Source organism: Blastococcus sp. HT6-30 (genome assembly GCF_039729015.1).
Classification (GTDB): domain Bacteria; phylum Actinomycetota; class Actinomycetes; order Mycobacteriales; family Geodermatophilaceae; genus Blastococcus.
This window is the reverse complement of sequence record NZ_CP155792.1, coordinates 3,279,666-3,294,611: the sequence shown is the minus strand read 5'-3', so window position 1 is coordinate 3,294,611 and position 14,946 is coordinate 3,279,666. Positions and strand designations below refer to the sequence as shown.

The following is a 14,946-nucleotide window of genomic DNA, read 5'->3' as shown; positions in this document are numbered from 1 at the left end:
CGAGGACACGCTGGCGGGCCCAGGTGGACAGCTGGTGGCCGGAATCCAGAATGTCCCCAACGACGCGCCGAAGAGCGTCTCCTCCTCAGCGTGAGGGCGCGCCCGCACGGAGTCACCCCCGGAGGGGGGCGCGGCTGTCGTCGGAGCCGGGACGGGTCGGCCCGGTGAACGGGGGGTGGACAGGGGTTCATCGAGACTCCCCTCAACGGCCACGCCCGCACCCCTTGGCCCGGTTAGCGTCAGTGAGTGCCTGCCGGCGTGCCCGGCAGCGGGCGGGTCGCGGCCGCACGAGCGGTGTCGCCGCCCCGGGGGCTGTCCGGAGACGAGAACGACGAGGGGAAACGCGATGAACCTGGGTCCGATGGAGATCGGTCTGATCCTCCTGGCCGTCCTGCTGTTGTTCGGCTACAAGAAGCTGCCGGATGCCTCGCGATCGCTGGGCCGATCCTTGCGCATCTTCAAGGGCGAGATGAAGGGCATGAAGGACGACAACGGTCCGGGCAAGGACGTAGTCGCTGAAGACGCCGGATCCACCGCGGTGGCCCGCAGGGAGCTGCTCCCGCCGTCGACGGCTGCCGAGCGCGACGGCACCTCCGCAGCCGGCGTCGACAGCGCCCGCTGAGGACCGCGCCACCGAAGCCGTGACGATCGAGGGTGAGGGACGTGCGACGTCGTCGACGTGAGCGGCGGGACGACACGGCGTCGATGACGCTCACGGCACACCTTGCCGAGTTGCGGAGGCGGGTCGGCTGGTCCCTGCTCTACGTCCTGCTGGGCACCGCTGTGGCGTTCTGGTGGTACGAGGAGGGCCTCGGCGATTTCATCCGCGCCCCCTACTGCGGCCTGCCCGACCACCTCCGCTACAGCGACGCCGATGGTGGCTGCGGGCTCCTGATCACCGACGTCTTCGGTGGCGCGCTGATCCGCCTGAAGATCAGCTTCATCGTCGGCGTGGTGATCTCTGCACCGTTCTGGCTGTTCCAGCTGTGGCGCTTCCTCACGCCGGGGCTCAAACGGAACGAGAAGCTCTACGGGGTCTCCTTCGTCGCCGCATCGTCGGCGCTGTTCGCCCTCGGCGCCGCTCTGGCCTACCTGTCCCTGGCTGCTGGTCTCCGGCTGCTCCTGGGTCTGGCCGGCGACGGCGTCGTGGTGGCGCTCACCGCTCAGGACTACATCGGCTTCGTCATCTCGCTGCTCGTCGCCTTCGGGATGTCCTTCGAGCTTCCGCTGATCGCCGTGGTCCTGAATCTGGTCGGCGTTCTGTCGTACGAGGCGTTGTCCCAGTCGCGCCGGTGGATCTTCTTCCTCACCCTGGTGTTCGCCGCGTTCGTGACACCGACACAGGACCCGTTCACCATGCTGGTGATGGCCCTACCCATGGCGGTGCTCTTCGAGATGGCCATCCAGATCGCTCGATCGGTGGACAAGCGGCGCGCCCGCCGGGCGGCCATCGAGTCCTTCCACGACGTCGCCGACGACGAGGCATCGCCTCTCGACGCCGCTCCCTCCCGGCTCGACGTGCCGCAGCCGGATCTCGTCGAGCGCACGCGCGGTTCGTCGTAGCGGGCGCTCCCGTGGACGGCACGGCGGTCGGGCCGGAGACCCGGTGGCGGCTCCTGGGCCTGGCGGCGCCATACCGAGGAGCCCTGCTCCCGGAGTGGCTGGGAAGGGCGCTGTGCCAGGCGCCGGTCACCGTCATCCGGTAGGGCGGATCCTCCGAGAAGGCCCCGTCCTGCGTGGGCCGGCACTCGTGGCCGGGCCCGGGGATCGGCCACCCGCGCTGCACCGATCCCTGGAGCGACCTACCGGGTGTCCACGTGGGCGTGGGCCCGTCCGGGTCGCAGCGGCGTGACGAGAGCGGGGTCCGCCGGACGGCCTGGTGGTCGCCGCCCGCGACCTGCCTGGGCTGAGCGCCCGTGGACGGAGTGGGGCTGGACCGGCGTCCAGCGGGCGGTGCCCGAAGCCTGCGAGCCCCTGCCCGGTCGTCGCGGGGGCCGCCCCGGTCGTGACGGTGACGGTCCGTGAGGTCGGGCGGGTCGTGTGCGCCACGTGGTCCCACCGGGGTCGGCGCCGACCGGTACCGGAACGCTCCTCGGCGTCCTCCCCGGCTCCCGCACCAGCCGGTCACCGACGCCGGGGATCTCGCCGGGCAGGCGACCACCCCAGCCGGACTGCACGGTGCCCGGGCGACCGGTGACGCCACCGGAAGACCCGGGCGGGGGGTCGGCGGGACGCGACTGCGCCCCGGTATCCGGAACGGATACCGGGGCGCAGAGGTGGCTGGTCAGGCCGTCAGCGCGCGGCGAGCAGCCGCGCCGGCGCACCGGGGGTCAGAGCGCGCCCTTCTCCCAGGGACCGCGGATGGCGAAGCTGACACCGGGGGTCTGGATGTTGACGAACATGACCTCGCCGTCGGGGCTGAAGCAGGCCCCGGCGAACTCGTTGTTCACGTCGTCCTCCTCGCCCTCGATGCTGTTGAGCGCGAAGTCGAAGATCTCGCCGCGCTCGTTGAGTCCGCGGACGTACTGCTGGTCGTCCCCGTCCTCGCAGAGGACCAGACCGCCGCGAGGGCTGACGGTCAGGTTGTCCGGGGCGTCGAGCACGTCAGGGGACGGGGACTCGAAGAGCAGGATCAGCTGGCCGCCGGAGCGGCCCCGCGGCCGGTACTCCCACACCTGCCCCGCCTCGGCGTCACCACCGCTGGTGGCGTTGAAGAAGACGCTGCCCCCGTCGTACCAGCAGCCCTCGAGACGGGCGAACGCGGCGCCGCCCTGGTACCAGCCCTGGTCGAAGACCGACTCCGTGGTGATGTTCTCCGGGTCCGGGGCCTGGATGGTGACCCACTCGACCGGCATGGGGTTGCCGACCCGGTTGCTGTGCCCCTGGTAGGTCTTCAGCTGGGGCTTCCCCTTGACGGCGAGCATCTGCAGCGTGCCGCCCTTGGAGAGGTCGCCCGGCTCGTTCGGGCAGAAGCGGTAGAACCCGGAGGTGTTGCCGCTGTCCTCGGTCTCGTAGACGATCCCGGTCGCCGGGTCGACGGCCACGGCCTCGTGCGCGAACCGTCCCATCTCCCGGTAGGGGCCCTTGCTGTCCCCGGCGCTCTCGCCGTCGGCCGGCACCTCGAAGACGTACCCGTGGTCCTTGGTGAACGGGTCGTCGTTCAGGGTCCCGTTGACCGTCTCCTCGCAGCTCAGCCAGGAGCCCCACGGGGTCGGGCCGCCGGCGCAGTTGACCGACGTACCGTTGAGGCTGATGAAGCTGCTGATCAGCTTCAGCTCCCTCGTGTCGAAGGTCATCGTCGTCGTGCCGCCGGCGGCGGCCGGGTCGTAGGCCGTCGCCGGGTCACCGATCAGGGTCCGGTCGTACGCGTTGCCGGCGCTGTAGTCCTCCGGCTCCTGCGACGCGTCGGTCGGCGAGTAGCCCTGCTCGTGGTTGCGCACGAGCCTGATGATGGAGGGGTCCTCCGTCGCGAAGGTCGCCATGCCGTCGTGCCGGCCGGGGGTGGGGTGACCGTCGGAGCCGACCGCCGCCGCCAGGCCGAGGGCCGCGGCGTACTCGGCGGAGTGGCCGAACGAGGCGTACTCGAAGCCGGCCGGCAGATTGAGCAGGGTCCGCCCGGTCGTCCTGTCCTTGGTGGGCTGCAGCGGGCCGTAGCCGCCGTTGTTCTCGGCCTTCAGCTGCTGGCCGCGGCGGCCGGGGGCCGCGAGAGCGCCGTGCACTCCCAGCAGCTGGGTGCCGCTTGCCAGCACCGTCCCGGCGGTCACGGCCGCGCCGCGCTGCAGGAACTTGCGTCGATCGAACGAGGTGGTCATGAACCGCTTCTCCTTAGATGGTTCCAGGGCGCGGCCGACGCTAGGCAGGGCGGGCGGCGGGCAGGCGGCCGCCGGACGAACCCCCGGACAACAGTGGCCGACCCACGTTCGACCTCGGCGACGCACTGCCGATAGAGATGCCCGCCTTCGTCGCCCGGGCGTGCCCGACGACCGGCGGCGGATCGCGGCCGGCCACTCGGACCGGGACCCGGCGGCTGTTCCACCCGCGTTCACGCGGGCGCCGTTTCTGCCGCATAGCGTCCGCCCCCATGGACCGACTCACTGCCGGGCCGGCGATGGTCGTCGAACCGAGGTCAGACGCCCCTCCTGCCAGCGACGACCTTCCGCCGCGATCCTCCCGCTGCCTGGGGTCCACCGCGGTGGGTGCCGGCGGGTGCGGCCCCCGGGTGCTCGTGGCCTTCGCCAGCCGGCACGGGGCGACGAGGGAGATCGCCGCCGCGCTGGCGCAGTCGTTGCCTGCCAGCCGAGCGGGACGGATCGGGCGGTTGTCCACCGTGCTGGCACCGGTGGAGCTGCGGCCCGACCCCGCTGACTTCGACGCCGTCGTGCTCGGCAGCGCCGTCTACGCGGGGCGCTGGCTGGAGCCGGCTCGGCGCTACGTCGGTGCCGTCGCTCCGGAGCTGCGCGGCCGCTCGACATGGCTGTTCTCCAGCGGGCTGGTCGGCGACCGGCCCGGGCCTCCCGACGATGACCCGGACGGACGTCGGATCGGCGACTGGATCGATGCGCTCGATCATCGGGTCTTCCCCGGCCGGTTGGAACGGCGCGTGCTTTCCGCCGCCGAGCGTGCCGGCTGGCCTGCCCACGCCGTGGTGGGTGACTTCCGGGACTGGCGGGCCGTACGTGCCTGGTGCGAGGAGATCGCCGCCGAAGTCGTCACCCGGCATGCGGTCCCCGTCCCGGGATGACCTCCCGTCCCGTCCTGATCGACCCTGAGAGGAGCGCCGGTGTTCAACTCCATCGGGTGGGGCGAGATCGTCGTCCTCGGTCTTGCCGCCTTGTTCATCTTCGGCCCGGAGCGGCTGCCGGACCTGGCCAAGGACGTGGCCGGTGGTCTCAAGCGGGTGCGGGGTGCGGTGACCGGCGTGCGCGGTCAATTGCACGACAGCCTGGGCGAGGACTTCGACGAGTTCCGCAACGTCGACCTGCGCCGGTACCACCCCAAGGCCTTCATCCGTGAGCACTTGATCGGGGAGGACGACGACCGGCCGGCTCCGCGCGCTGGTGGTGCGCCCCGGAGCGCCGGCTCGTCCACCTGACCGCTGGCCCCGGAGGCCAAGGACTCAGGAGGCTCGCGGCTCCCGGTGCCAGGAGACGTCGACGGAGAACCGGCGGAAGCCCCGGTTCTCGTACAGCCGGACCGCCGCCGCGTTGTCCTCCTCGACGTAGAGCAGGACCTGCCCCAGCCCCCGGCTGCGCAGGTGCGCCAGGCCCAGGTCGGTGAGCGCCCGCCCCAGCCGGAGCCCCTGGGCTGCCGGGTCGACGCCGAGCACGTAGACCTCGCCGACCGCCTCCTCGGCGGCGTCACCGGGCGGGTGGACCTTCGTCCAGTGCGAGCCGAGCAGCTCCCCGCCCTCGTCGGGGTCCCCGCGCCAGGCCATCAGAAAGCCCGCGGGGTCGAACCAGGGCTCGGCCTCCCGCAGCTCGAGGTCCGCGCGGGTCATCCGGCCCTGCTCGGGGTGCCAGTCGAAGGCGCGTGCGTTGACCCGCAGCCAGGCGTCCTCGTCGCGGCCGGGGCGGAAGGGCAGCACCCGCACGTCGGCGGGGAGCTCCGGCCGGGGGTCCGGGTCGATGCCCGCCAGGTCCCGGCGCATCTGCAGCAGCACCCGGGCGCGCTCGAAGCCGTGCGGGGCGAGCAGCTGGGCCGAGCCGGGCAGGTCGCCGTGCGCCCAGATGCTCAGCGGCTGGTCACCCGCCAGGCCGAGCAGCCGGCGCAGCAGCTCGGTGCCGAGCCCGCGCCGTCGCCGCCCGGGGTGCACCACCAGCTCGGCGGAGCCGTCGTCCAGCCGCGCGTAGCCGGCCAGGGCACCGTCGTCGTCGTGGACGACGACGTCGTGCCCGCCGGGGGAGCGGTGCTGGAGCCGGAGCTCGGCCTCCTCGGAGACCGGGCGCACGCCGTCGGCCGCCCTGGCGGCGCGCAGCAGTGCGAGGACGCCGTCGACGTCGAGAGGAGCGCTCACCCGGTCATCAGACCAGTTCGGCGTCGCTCTCCGCCCGGGCGGCCTTGGCGGTGGCGTCGGCCACCTGCTGGTCGAGCTTGTAGCCGACGTTGCGCACGGTGCCGATCAGCGCCTCGTGCTCGGTGCCGAGCTTGGCCCGCAGCCGTCGGACGTGGACGTCGACGGTGCGGGTGCCGCCGAAGTAGTCGTAGCCCCAGATCTCCTGGAGGAGCTGCGCTCGCGAGAAGACCCGGCCCGGGTGCTGGGCGAGGTACTTCAGCAGCTCGAACTCCTTGTAGGTGAGGTCGAGCGGACGGCCGCGCAGCTTGGCGGAGTAGCTGTGCTCGTCGATGACCAGCTCGCCGGCCTGGGTCACCCCGCCGTCGCCGCCGTCCGCGGGTGTGGCGGCGGCGAGCCGGCGCGCGGCCGCCCACTTGAGGCGGGCGTCGACCTCCGCGGGGCCGGCGGTGTCGAGCAGCACGTCGTCGACCCCCCAGTCGGCGGAGAGGGCCACCAGCCCGCCCTCGGAGAGGATCGCGACCAGTGCGGCGGCCACCCCGGTGGAGGAGAGCAGCCCGCAGAGCGTGCGCGCCTGGACGAGGTCGTGCCGGGCGTCGACCAGCACGACGTCGCCGGAGTCGCCGTCGAGGAGGCTGGAGAGCTCGGGGGCCACGACCCGGACCTGGTGGCCGAGCAGCCCCAGGGCGGGCAGCACCTCGGTCGTGGCCTGGCGGGCGGAAGTCATGAGCACGAGTCGCATGTCGTCTCCTCAGGGGTCCAGGGCCGGCGGGCACCGGCCGGACCTACGACAACGCTGTCGCGGTGAGAGTGCAGGATAGCCGACGTGTCCGCCGGCGAGCCCGGACCGCCGGGGACCCGGTCGTCGGGCGCGGCTGCTGACGTCCTTCGTCGCCACGGGCGCTGCGGTACCCGCCTGCGGCTCGCCGTCCCCGCTCGTCGAGCGGATCGGACGCCGGGCTTCTGAGACGATCGACCCGTGAGCTCCAGCGCCGTCCCGTCGCCGACGCCGGCCCTGCCCCACCACCTGCCCGCGGCCGGCCTGGCGGTGGTCGCGGCGGGCCTGCTGGCGGGGCTCCCGGCGACGCTCGGCGACCTGGGGGCCCTGGCCGCCGTGCTCGCGCTGCAGCTGGCGCTGGTGCTGTCCTGGGTGCTCGCCACCGGCATGCAGGGGTTCGCGGCATCCCTGGCCGTCGGCACGGCGGCGGCCGTCGCGGCCGACCTGGCCATGGTCCTGCCCGAGGACCCGGAGCCCGGTGGTCTGCTCGCCGTCCTCGCTGTCGGTTTCCTCACCGCCGTCCTGCAGCAGATGCTGCGCTCGCCGCGGCACGACCTGGTCGACTCGCTGGCCGGGTCGGCGGTGCTGCTCACCGCCGTGGGGGCGCTCGCGGCGCTGCTCCTGCTCGCCCGTTCCGACGACGGCCGGCTGGTGGTGACCGCGCTCGTCGCCGGCACCGCCCTGCTCGTCGGCCACCTCATCGACCAGGTGCTGCCGCGGCCGCAGCTGGCGCCCGGTGTCCCCCGGGGGCTGACCGGCGCCGTGCTGGCCGTGCTCGCCGGCGCCGCGACGGCGTGGGCGGTCCGCGGGCCGGCCGACCTGGGGATGCTGCGCGCACTGGCCGTCGGCGCCGCGGTCGCCGGGGTCGTGGCGCTGGTGGCCGTGGCCGGCAGCTACCTCGCCGTCGAGACGACGGCCGAGGGGGAGGCGGAGGCGCTGTCGCCGTGGGCCCCGACGGTCGTGCAGGTCGTGTTGCCGTTCGCGGCCTGCGCTCCGGTGGCGCTGGGCCTGCTGACGGTGCTGTGAAGGTCCTCGCGGTCCTCCTCGTCCTCCTCGTCGGCCTCGGAACCCTGCTCGACCGGGTGGCGGTGGGCGTCGCCGAGGGGCAGGTCGCCGAGCAACTGGCGGCCGAGGGGAACCTGGCGGGCCGGCCGGAGGTGGACGTGCGGGGCTTCCCGTTCCTGACCCAGGCGGTCGGCGGGCGCTACCAGGAGGTGCACATCGCCCTGACCGCCGAGCAGCTGGGGCAGCCGGAGGGCACCCGCGCCGACGTCACCCTCCGCGGGGTCCGGCTGCCGCTGTCGGCGGTCCTCTCCCGGCAGGTGTCGGAGGTGCCGGTCGATCGCATCGACGGCACGGCGACGCTGTCCTACGCGCTCCTCGCCCGGGAGATCGGCGGCGACGCGGTCCTCGAGCGGGAGGGGGACGGGCTGCGGATCACCCGGACGGTCGAGCTGCTGGGCCAGACCCTGCCGCTGACCGCCAGCGGCACGGTCGCCGTGGACGGGAACGAGCTGGTCGTCGACGTCGACCGGGCCGCCGGTGCCGGGGTCGACATCCCGCGGGTCCTGGTCGGGCGGGTCACCGACCTGCTCGACCTCCGGTACCCGGTGGAGCTGCCGTTCGGCCTGCGGCTGACCGGCGTGACCCCGGCCGAGGACGGGATCGACGTGCGGGTGACGGCCGAGGATGCGGTTCTCCGGGCGGAATAGCCCGCCGGACGAGGCGGGTTGCACCCGGGGTGGACGGGCAGGCAGAGGCGACGGCGGTGTTCGCACGGCTGGGCGTGCGCCCGGCCGAGGCGGACCTGACCGTCGTGCAGTTCTCCACCGCGTTCTGCGGGCCCTGCCGGGCGACCAAGGCCCGGCTGGCGCAGCTGCAGGCCACCCGCCCGGGGCTGGCCGTCGTGCAGGTCGACGCGGAGAGCCACCTGGCCGAGGTACGGAAGCTCGGCGTGCGGCAGACCCCGACGCTGTTCTACCTGGATCGCGGCGGCCGGGTCGTCGGCCGCAGCAGCGGCGCGCCGCGGCCGGCGGAGCTGACCGCTCTGGTAGACGCCCGTGCGGGGGTGCGGGTGTGATCGGCTACTCTCGCGCCGTGGGCACCCTGCTGACCTCGCGCCGCACAGTCGACCTGTGCCGCGTCGGCAGCTGCCTCTGTCCGACCTCCTGAGGTCGGTTCCGACCGACCAGACGCGCCCCGTCCGCCGTCCGGAGGTCTTCCCCGCACATGACAGCACCGTCCTGCCGCACCCGCGTGCGGCGGTGAGCTGCACCTGATCCCCGGCGGGCCGTGCCGGCCCGCGCCGACCACCCGCACACCGATCCACGGAGGAAACACATGAGTCGCACCGACGTGCTCGTCACCGTCGACTGGGTCCAGGAGCACCTGGGCCAGCCCGGCATCGTCTTCGTCGAGGTGGACGAGGACACCAGCGCCTACGACGGCGGCCACATCGAGGGCGCCGTCAAGCTGGACTGGAAGAAGGACCTGCAGGACCCGCTGCGTCGCGACTACCTCGACAAGACCGCCTTCGAGGCGCTGCTGTCGAGCCGCGGCATCGCCAACGACGACACCGTGGTGCTCTACGGCGGCAACAACAACTGGTTCGCCGCGTACGCCTACTGGTACTTCAAGATCTACGGCCACCGCGACGTCAAGCTGATGGACGGCGGCCGCAAGAAGTGGGAGCTGGACGGCCGCCCGCTGTCCAAGGACGTTCCCGAGCGCCCGGCCACCCAGTACCAGGCCTCCGAGCCCGACCTGTCGATCCGCGCGTTCCGCGACGAGGTCGTGGCCGCCATCGGCAGCAAGAACCTCGTCGACGTCCGTTCCCCCGACGAGTTCTCCGGCAAGATCCTCGCCCCGGCGCACCTCCCGCAGGAGCAGTCGCAGCGGGCCGGTCACGTCCCCACCGCGATCAACATCCCGTGGAGCAAGGCAGCCAACGAGGACGGCACCTTCAAGTCCGACGAGCAGCTGGCGGCCCTCTACGCCGAGCAGGGCTTCGACGACAGCAAGGAGACCATCGCCTACTGCCGGATCGGCGAGCGGTCGAGCCACACCTGGTTCGTCCTGCAGGAGCTGCTCGGCAAGAAGAACGTCAAGAACTACGACGGCAGCTGGGTCGAGTACGGCTCGCTCGTCGGCGTCCCGATCGAGAAGTGAGCTGACATGTGCGGAGCCCCGAAGCAGGGTGGTTCCCTCGCGGGGATCGACCTGAGCACCCAGACGGTCATCCAGGGCTCGGTGTGGCACGACGGCGCCCCCGTGGCGGGCGCCTACGTCCGGCTCCTGGACTCGACCGACGAGTTCACCGCCGAGGTCGTCACCAGCCCCGAGGGTGAGTTCCGGTTCTTCGCCGCGCCGGGGAAGTGGAAGCTGCGCGCCCTGGCCGCGGTCGGCAAGGGCGAACGCGTGCTCGCCGCCGAGGTCGGCCTGAACGAGACGACCGTCGCCATCGACTAGCGAGATCCGGCCACGACGGCCCGTCTCCCTCCGGGGAGGCGGGCCGTCGTCCTGCGGGGAGGCGGAGGTCCGTTCTCAGTCCACGCCGGGCGGCAGCCGGTTCGGGCCGGCCTCGACGGGCCGGGGCCGGTCCTCGGGGAACGCCCGGACGGCGACGATGGCGACGTCGTCGGCCCCGGCCTCGGGGACCAGCCGGGCGAGCACGGTGTCCAGCAGCTCCTCCAGCGGCGTCGCGCCGAGGTCACGCAGGGCGTCGAGGAGCCGCTCGATCCCCGCGTCGAGGTCGATGTCGCGGCGCTCGACGAGGCCGTCGGTGACCAGCAGCAGCGTGTGGTCGTCGGGCAGGTCGACGGACTGGTCGCTGCGCGGCGCGTCCGGGTCGATGCCCAGCATCAGTTCCGGCCGGCTGGTGAGCAGGGTGCCCGTGCCGTCGGGGGCCAGCAGGATCGGCGGCAGGTGCCCGGCGTTGCTCCAGCGGAGCAGTCGGCGGCCGCTCACCGGCACGTCGGGGTGGCGCTCGATGCGGGCCAGCACGGCGGTCGCCAGGGTCGCGACCGCCAGCCCGCGAGCGGCGTGCTCCACCCGGGTGAGCGTCGCCGCCGGGCCGTTCTCCTCGGCGTAGGCGAGGGCGCGCAGCAGGCCGCGGACCTGGCCCATCGCAGCGGCGGCGCTGCTGTCGTGGCCCACGACGTCACCGATCACGAGCATCGTGGCGCCGTCGGGCTGGAGGAAGGCGTCGTACCAGTCGCCCCCCACTTGCGCCTCGTGCGCGGCCGGGCTGTACCGGACGGCGATCTGCAGGTGGTCGGGCTCCGGCGGCGGGGTGAGCAGCGACTGCTGCAGCCGGTCCGACAGCGCGCGGTCGGCGGCGGTCCGGGCGGCGAGCGCCTCCAGCTCCGCGGCCTGGCGCTGGGCGGCCAGCCGGTCGGTGAGGTCGCGGAAGGAGACCACCACGCCGGTGTGCACGCCGTCCTCGACGGTGGGGACCACCACCATCTCGACCGGTACGGGGGTGCCGTCGCTGCGCCAGAGGGTCTCGTGGTCGGCGACGACGGTGCGGCCGGTCTGCAGGGCCCGCCACACCGGGCACTCCTCGCGGGGGTACTCCGAGCCGTCGGCTCGCCGCGCGTGGACCAGGGCGTGCTGGTCGCGGCCGAGCTGCTCCTCGGGCCGGTAACCGGTCAGCCGGGACGCAGCGGGGTTCAGGAACTCCACCCGGCCCTCGCTGTCGAGGCCGTAGATGCCGTCGGCGACGTTGGCCAGCACCCGCTCGGTGATGGCGAGGGCGCGGGACAGCTTCGCCTCGGTCTCGCGGAGCACCTCCAGGTCACGGGCCCGGGCGGTGGCGATCTGGCGCAGCGTGGACGCCTCCATCCCGGCTGCGCGGGCCTCCGCGGTGACCCGCTCGGAGTGCAGCCGGTCGGTGATGTCCATGCCGGTGATCAGCAGGTACTCGGCCCCGGCGCCCTCGCTGACCAGCTGGAGGGTGAGGTCGGCGGTGCGTCGCGCGCCGTCGGCGAGGAAGAAGCCGGTGACCGTGCGCACCGGCTCCCCGCCGGCGGCCACCTCGAGGCACCAGGCGCGGATCCGGTCGCGGACCTCCGGGTCGCCGGCCCACCAGCCGGCCGTCCACAGGGGGCGGCCCAGCTGCTCGCGGCGGTCGAAGCCGCACTCCTCCACCGAGAGCCGGTTGGCCGAGAGCAAGGTGCCGGCGGTGTCGCACACCGCGGCGAACATGAACGTGGAGTCGTGCAGCACCGAGAACCACGACGGCGTGCCCGGCAGCGCCTCGACGTCCGGGGTCGACGCGGTGCCGCGGCCGGCCTCGGCCATCTCGATGACTTCTCCTCCCGTCCGGTCCCGGTGATCCGGGCTGCGCCCAGCCTGCCGTACGACCCCCCGCCCTCACCAGCGCCCCGGCCTGTCGGTTCCACCTCACTCCCGGCCGGCGGCGCGCTCACACGGCGGCGCCCGCCCCGGCCGGTGGCCGGAGCGGGCGCCTCGGTGTGCGGAGGGTCAGCCGCAGAGTCCCTCGGGGATCGACGTCCGGCACCGTCGTGGGGATGGCCGAGCTCCGCCCCTACGGGCGGCTCACCCGGCCGACGACCTCGGACAGCCCGCCGGCGGAGACCGGCACCGAGGGCATCGTGCGGGCGCGCATGTGTCGGAAGCATGGGCGGCCATGAAGCGGACCGTGTCCGGGTGGGCGGCGGCGGTGGCCGCGGACCTCATCGGCCCGCAGGTCCCGCCGGAGCAGTCGCACGTCCCCGCCGGCTCGGCGCGCTGCGCCGGGCATCCGCGTCGTCACTACGGTGGTTCCCATGGTTTCTGCCTGGGTCCTGGTCACCCTGACGGCGCTGTCCGCCCTGGCGCTGGGGTACGGCGCGGTCCGCCTGTCCCGCCGTCCGGAGGGGTCGCGGCGATGAGCGGGGGAACCGAGCTGCCGGTGCCCGACACCGCCGACGTCCGCAGCGGGCCGGAGGTCTCCGAGAAGCTGCTCTCGGTGCTGCCCCTGCTGGGGGAGTGGCACGGCGAGGGGCAGGCGGCGGGGTCGGGCGGTGACCACCGGTTCGGCCAGTGGATCCGGTTCGGCCACGACGGCCGGGGGTTCCTCGCCTACGAGTCCCGGACCTGGCGGCTGACCGACGACGGGAAGATCGTCGGCCCCGACGTGCGGGAGTCCGGCTTCTGGCGCCCCCGCGGGAACGACGACGTCGAACTGCTGGTGGCCGGCCCCGAGGGGCTCGTGGAGATCTACGTCGGCACGGCGCGCACGACGACGAGCTGGGAGCTGACCAGCGACGTGGTGGCCCGCACCCCGGACGCTCCCGGGGTGACCCGGGCGGTGCGGCTCTACGGCATCGTCGAGGGCGCGCTGATGTACGCGATCGACCGGGCCGTCGGCGAGGAGCCGCTGCGCCCGATCATGTCGGCCCGGCTGGAGCGGCTGCGGTGAGCGCCCCGGAGGCCCCCACCCCGTCGTCCGGCGCCCGCCCCGCCACCCCACGCCAGGTGGCCGACCGCTACGTCGACGCCGTCTGCGACCTCGACCCGATCGTGGCCACGTCGCTGGGCACCCGTCCCGGCGACGACCGGTTGCCCGACTACGGCCCGGCCGGCCTCGAGGCCGAGGCCGATCTCGCCCGTGCCACGCTCGCCGAGCTGGACCGGGTGCTGGCCGCCGACCCGGCGCTCGACGACGACCCGGTGGAGCGTCGCTGCGCCCGCCTGCTGCGCGAGCGGCTGGAGGCGGAGCTGGCCGTGCACGGGGCCGGCGAGGGGTTCCGCTCGCTCAACAACCTGTTCACGCCGATCCACTCGGTCCGCCAGGTCTTCTCCATGATGCCGATGGCGAGCGAGGAGGACTGGTCCGTCCTGGCCCGTCGCCTGGCCCGGGTGCCCGAGGCCTACCGCGGCTACCGCGAGACCCTGGCCGAGGGTGGCCGGCGGGGGCTGCTCGCCGCGGCGCGGCAGGTGCGCACCGTCGTCGCCCAGCTCGACGAGTGGCTCGCCGGGCCCTACTTCGCGGGCGTCGTCGCCGGCGGTCCCGAGGCGCTGCGCGGTGAGCTGGACGCCGCCGCACGGGCCGCCGACGCCGCGGTCGCCGACATCCGGGACTACCTGCGGGACGACTACGCCGCCCTGGCCGAGGGCACCCCCGACGCCGTCGGCCGGGAGCGGTACGCGGTGGCCGCCCGGCGCTGGACCGGCTCGGACCTGGGCGCCGGGCAGGGCCTGGAGGACGCCTATGCCTGGGGCTGGGCCGAGCACCGCCGGATCCTCGCGGAGCAGCGCGTCGAGGCCGAGCGGGTGCGGCCGGGGGCGACGCCGCTGGCGGCGATGCGCTGGCTGTCGCAGCACGGCCCGGCGGTCGAGGGCGCCGAGGCGATCCGCCGGCGGCTGCAGTCGATGATGGACGAGGCGATCGCGGCGCTGGACGGCACCCACTTCGACCTCGCCGAGCCGGTGAAGCGGGTCGAGGCGATGATCGCGCCGCCCGGGAGCGCGGCGGCGCCGTACTACACCCGGCCGGCGCAGGACTTCTCCCGACCGGGCCGCACCTGGCTGCCCACCCTGGGGCGCACCCGCTTCCCGCTCTGGGACCTGGTCTCCATCTGGTACCACGAGGGCGTTCCGGGCCACCACCTCCAGCTGGCCCAGTGGGCGTACGTCTCCGGCCGGCTGTCGACCTACCAGACCTCGCTGGGCTCGGTCGGCGCCAACGTCGAGGGCTGGGCGCTGTACGCGGAGCGGCTGATGGACGAGCTCGGCTACTTCGTCGACCCGGCGGAGCGGCTGGGCTTCCTCGACGCGCAGCAGTTGCGCTCGGTGCGCGTGGTCATCGACATCGGCATGCACCTGGGGCTGCCGGTGCCCGACGACGCCGAGGGCGTGCTCGCCGAGCACCGCGGGCGCCCGTGGACGCCCGAGCTCGCCCGGGCCTTCCTGGGCGAGCACTCCGGCGCCGACGTCGCCTTCCTCGACAGCGAGCTGGTGCGCTACCTCGGCATGCCGGGGCAGGCGATCAGCTACAAGCTCGGCGAGCGGGCGTGGCGCGAGGGGCGGGCCGCGGCCCAGCAGGCCCGGGGGGCCGGCTTCGACCTCAAGGCGTGGCACATGGCCGCGCTCTCCCAAGGGTCACTGGGCCTGGACGACCTGGCCGCGGAGCTCGCCCTCCTCTGACGGCTGC

Annotated in this window: 15 protein-coding genes; 11 read left to right on the top strand and 4 right to left on the bottom strand. The window is 73.9% G+C overall.

The window, feature by feature from the left end; translation table 11 throughout:
• Window positions 1-346: 346 nt before the first annotated feature.
• Together tatA and tatC are read left to right on the top strand one after the other, a co-directional pair.
• Window positions 347-622, top strand: a complete 276-nt coding sequence (tatA, locus tag ABC795_RS15960) for a Sec-independent protein translocase subunit TatA (protein WP_347058149.1) — start codon at window positions 347-349, stop codon at window positions 620-622.
• Window positions 623-705: 83 nt separating this feature from the next.
• Window positions 706-1,563 (top strand): twin-arginine translocase subunit TatC, encoded by an 858-nt coding sequence (gene tatC / locus ABC795_RS15955; RefSeq protein ID WP_347058148.1) that lies wholly within the window; start codon window positions 706-708, stop codon window positions 1,561-1,563.
• A gap of 767 nt (window positions 1,564-2,330) precedes the next feature.
• Here the strand turns inward: tatC and ABC795_RS15950 are convergent.
• Entirely contained in the window at window positions 2,331-3,812 is a 1,482-nt protein-coding gene (locus ABC795_RS15950) for an alkaline phosphatase PhoX (RefSeq protein WP_347058147.1), read from the bottom strand.
• Between the two features lie 269 nt (window positions 3,813-4,081).
• Here ABC795_RS15950 and ABC795_RS15945 point away from each other — a divergent pair, with 269 nt between their 5' ends.
• Both ABC795_RS15945 and ABC795_RS15940 read left to right on the top strand, forming a co-directional pair.
• A complete protein-coding gene (locus tag ABC795_RS15945; RefSeq protein ID WP_347058146.1) occupies window positions 4,082-4,741 on the top strand; it encodes a flavodoxin domain-containing protein in 660 nt (219 codons plus the stop codon).
• A gap of 39 nt (window positions 4,742-4,780) precedes the next feature.
• Window positions 4,781-5,092: a twin-arginine translocase TatA/TatE family subunit gene (locus ABC795_RS15940; RefSeq protein ID WP_347058145.1), complete on the top strand. Its 312-nt coding sequence runs from the start codon at window positions 4,781-4,783 to the stop codon at window positions 5,090-5,092.
• A gap of 24 nt (window positions 5,093-5,116) precedes the next feature.
• Here ABC795_RS15940 and mshD read toward each other — a convergent pair whose 3' ends face one another.
• Both mshD and ABC795_RS15930 read right to left on the bottom strand, forming a co-directional pair.
• On the bottom strand, window positions 5,117-6,013 hold the full coding sequence (gene mshD / locus ABC795_RS15935; protein ID WP_347058144.1) for a mycothiol synthase: 897 nt from the start codon (window positions 6,011-6,013) through the stop codon (window positions 5,117-5,119).
• A 7-nt stretch (window positions 6,014-6,020) separates the two neighbouring features.
• Window positions 6,021-6,752 carry a response regulator transcription factor gene (locus ABC795_RS15930; protein ID WP_347058143.1) on the bottom strand — a complete coding sequence of 244 codons (732 nt, stop codon included), beginning with the start codon at window positions 6,750-6,752 and terminating at the stop codon, window positions 6,021-6,023.
• 237 nt (window positions 6,753-6,989) lie between these two features.
• On the opposite strand from ABC795_RS15930, the gene ABC795_RS15925 reads away from it, so the two are divergent.
• The 5 genes from ABC795_RS15925 to ABC795_RS15905 all read left to right on the top strand — a co-directional run bounded on the left by ABC795_RS15925 (window position 6,990) and on the right by ABC795_RS15905 (window position 10,256).
• A complete protein-coding gene (locus tag ABC795_RS15925; protein ID WP_347058141.1) occupies window positions 6,990-7,814 on the top strand; it encodes a hypothetical protein in 825 nt (274 codons plus the stop codon).
• Window positions 7,811-8,500, top strand: coding sequence for a DUF2993 domain-containing protein (locus tag ABC795_RS15920; protein WP_347058140.1), 690 nt, complete (start codon window positions 7,811-7,813; stop codon window positions 8,498-8,500). The genes ABC795_RS15925 and ABC795_RS15920 overlap by 4 nt, the downstream gene beginning before the upstream one ends.
• Before the next feature lie 56 nt (window positions 8,501-8,556).
• Window positions 8,557-8,868 (top strand): thioredoxin family protein, encoded by a 312-nt coding sequence (locus ABC795_RS15915; protein ID WP_347058139.1) that lies wholly within the window; start codon window positions 8,557-8,559, stop codon window positions 8,866-8,868.
• 260 nt (window positions 8,869-9,128) lie between these two features.
• Window positions 9,129-9,956 carry a sulfurtransferase gene (locus ABC795_RS15910; protein ID WP_347058138.1) on the top strand — a complete coding sequence of 276 codons (828 nt, stop codon included), beginning with the start codon at window positions 9,129-9,131 and terminating at the stop codon, window positions 9,954-9,956.
• A gap of 6 nt (window positions 9,957-9,962) precedes the next feature.
• Window positions 9,963-10,256, top strand: coding sequence for a DUF1416 domain-containing protein (locus ABC795_RS15905; protein ID WP_347058137.1), 294 nt, complete (start codon window positions 9,963-9,965; stop codon window positions 10,254-10,256).
• A 75-nt stretch (window positions 10,257-10,331) separates the two neighbouring features.
• On the opposite strand, the gene ABC795_RS15900 is transcribed toward ABC795_RS15905, so the two are convergent.
• On the bottom strand, window positions 10,332-12,089 hold the full coding sequence (locus tag ABC795_RS15900; protein ID WP_347058136.1) for a SpoIIE family protein phosphatase: 1,758 nt from the start codon (window positions 12,087-12,089) through the stop codon (window positions 10,332-10,334).
• A 589-nt stretch (window positions 12,090-12,678) separates the two neighbouring features.
• On the opposite strand from ABC795_RS15900, the gene ABC795_RS15895 reads away from it, so the two are divergent.
• Both ABC795_RS15895 and ABC795_RS15890 read left to right on the top strand, forming a co-directional pair.
• A complete protein-coding gene (locus tag ABC795_RS15895) occupies window positions 12,679-13,212 on the top strand; it encodes an FABP family protein (protein ID WP_347058135.1) in 534 nt (177 codons plus the stop codon).
• Window positions 13,209-14,939, top strand: coding sequence for a DUF885 domain-containing protein (locus ABC795_RS15890; protein WP_347058134.1), 1,731 nt, complete (start codon window positions 13,209-13,211; stop codon window positions 14,937-14,939). Before ABC795_RS15895 ends, ABC795_RS15890 begins: the two co-directional genes overlap by 4 nt.
• The last annotated feature ends 7 nt before the right edge of the window (window positions 14,940-14,946 follow it).

Excerpts from the sequence above, each read along its gene's own strand:
- tatA (WP_347058149.1), top strand. The coding sequence starts at position 347 with ATGAACCTGGGTCCGATGGAGATCGGTCTGATCCTCCTGGCCGTCCTG.
- tatC (WP_347058148.1), top strand. The coding sequence starts at position 706 with ATGACGCTCACGGCACACCTTGCCGAGTTGCGGAGGCGGGTCGGCTGG.
- ABC795_RS15950 (WP_347058147.1), bottom strand. The coding sequence starts at position 3,812 with ATGACCACCTCGTTCGATCGACGCAAGTTCCTGCAGCGCGGCGCGGCC.
- ABC795_RS15945 (WP_347058146.1), top strand. The coding sequence starts at position 4,082 with ATGGACCGACTCACTGCCGGGCCGGCGATGGTCGTCGAACCGAGGTCA.
- ABC795_RS15930 (WP_347058143.1), bottom strand. The coding sequence starts at position 6,752 with ATGCGACTCGTGCTCATGACTTCCGCCCGCCAGGCCACGACCGAGGTG.
- ABC795_RS15910 (WP_347058138.1), top strand. The coding sequence starts at position 9,129 with ATGAGTCGCACCGACGTGCTCGTCACCGTCGACTGGGTCCAGGAGCAC.
- ABC795_RS15905 (WP_347058137.1), top strand. The coding sequence starts at position 9,963 with ATGTGCGGAGCCCCGAAGCAGGGTGGTTCCCTCGCGGGGATCGACCTG.
- ABC795_RS15900 (WP_347058136.1), bottom strand. The coding sequence starts at position 12,089 with ATGGCCGAGGCCGGCCGCGGCACCGCGTCGACCCCGGACGTCGAGGCG.
- ABC795_RS15895 (WP_347058135.1), top strand. The coding sequence starts at position 12,679 with ATGAGCGGGGGAACCGAGCTGCCGGTGCCCGACACCGCCGACGTCCGC.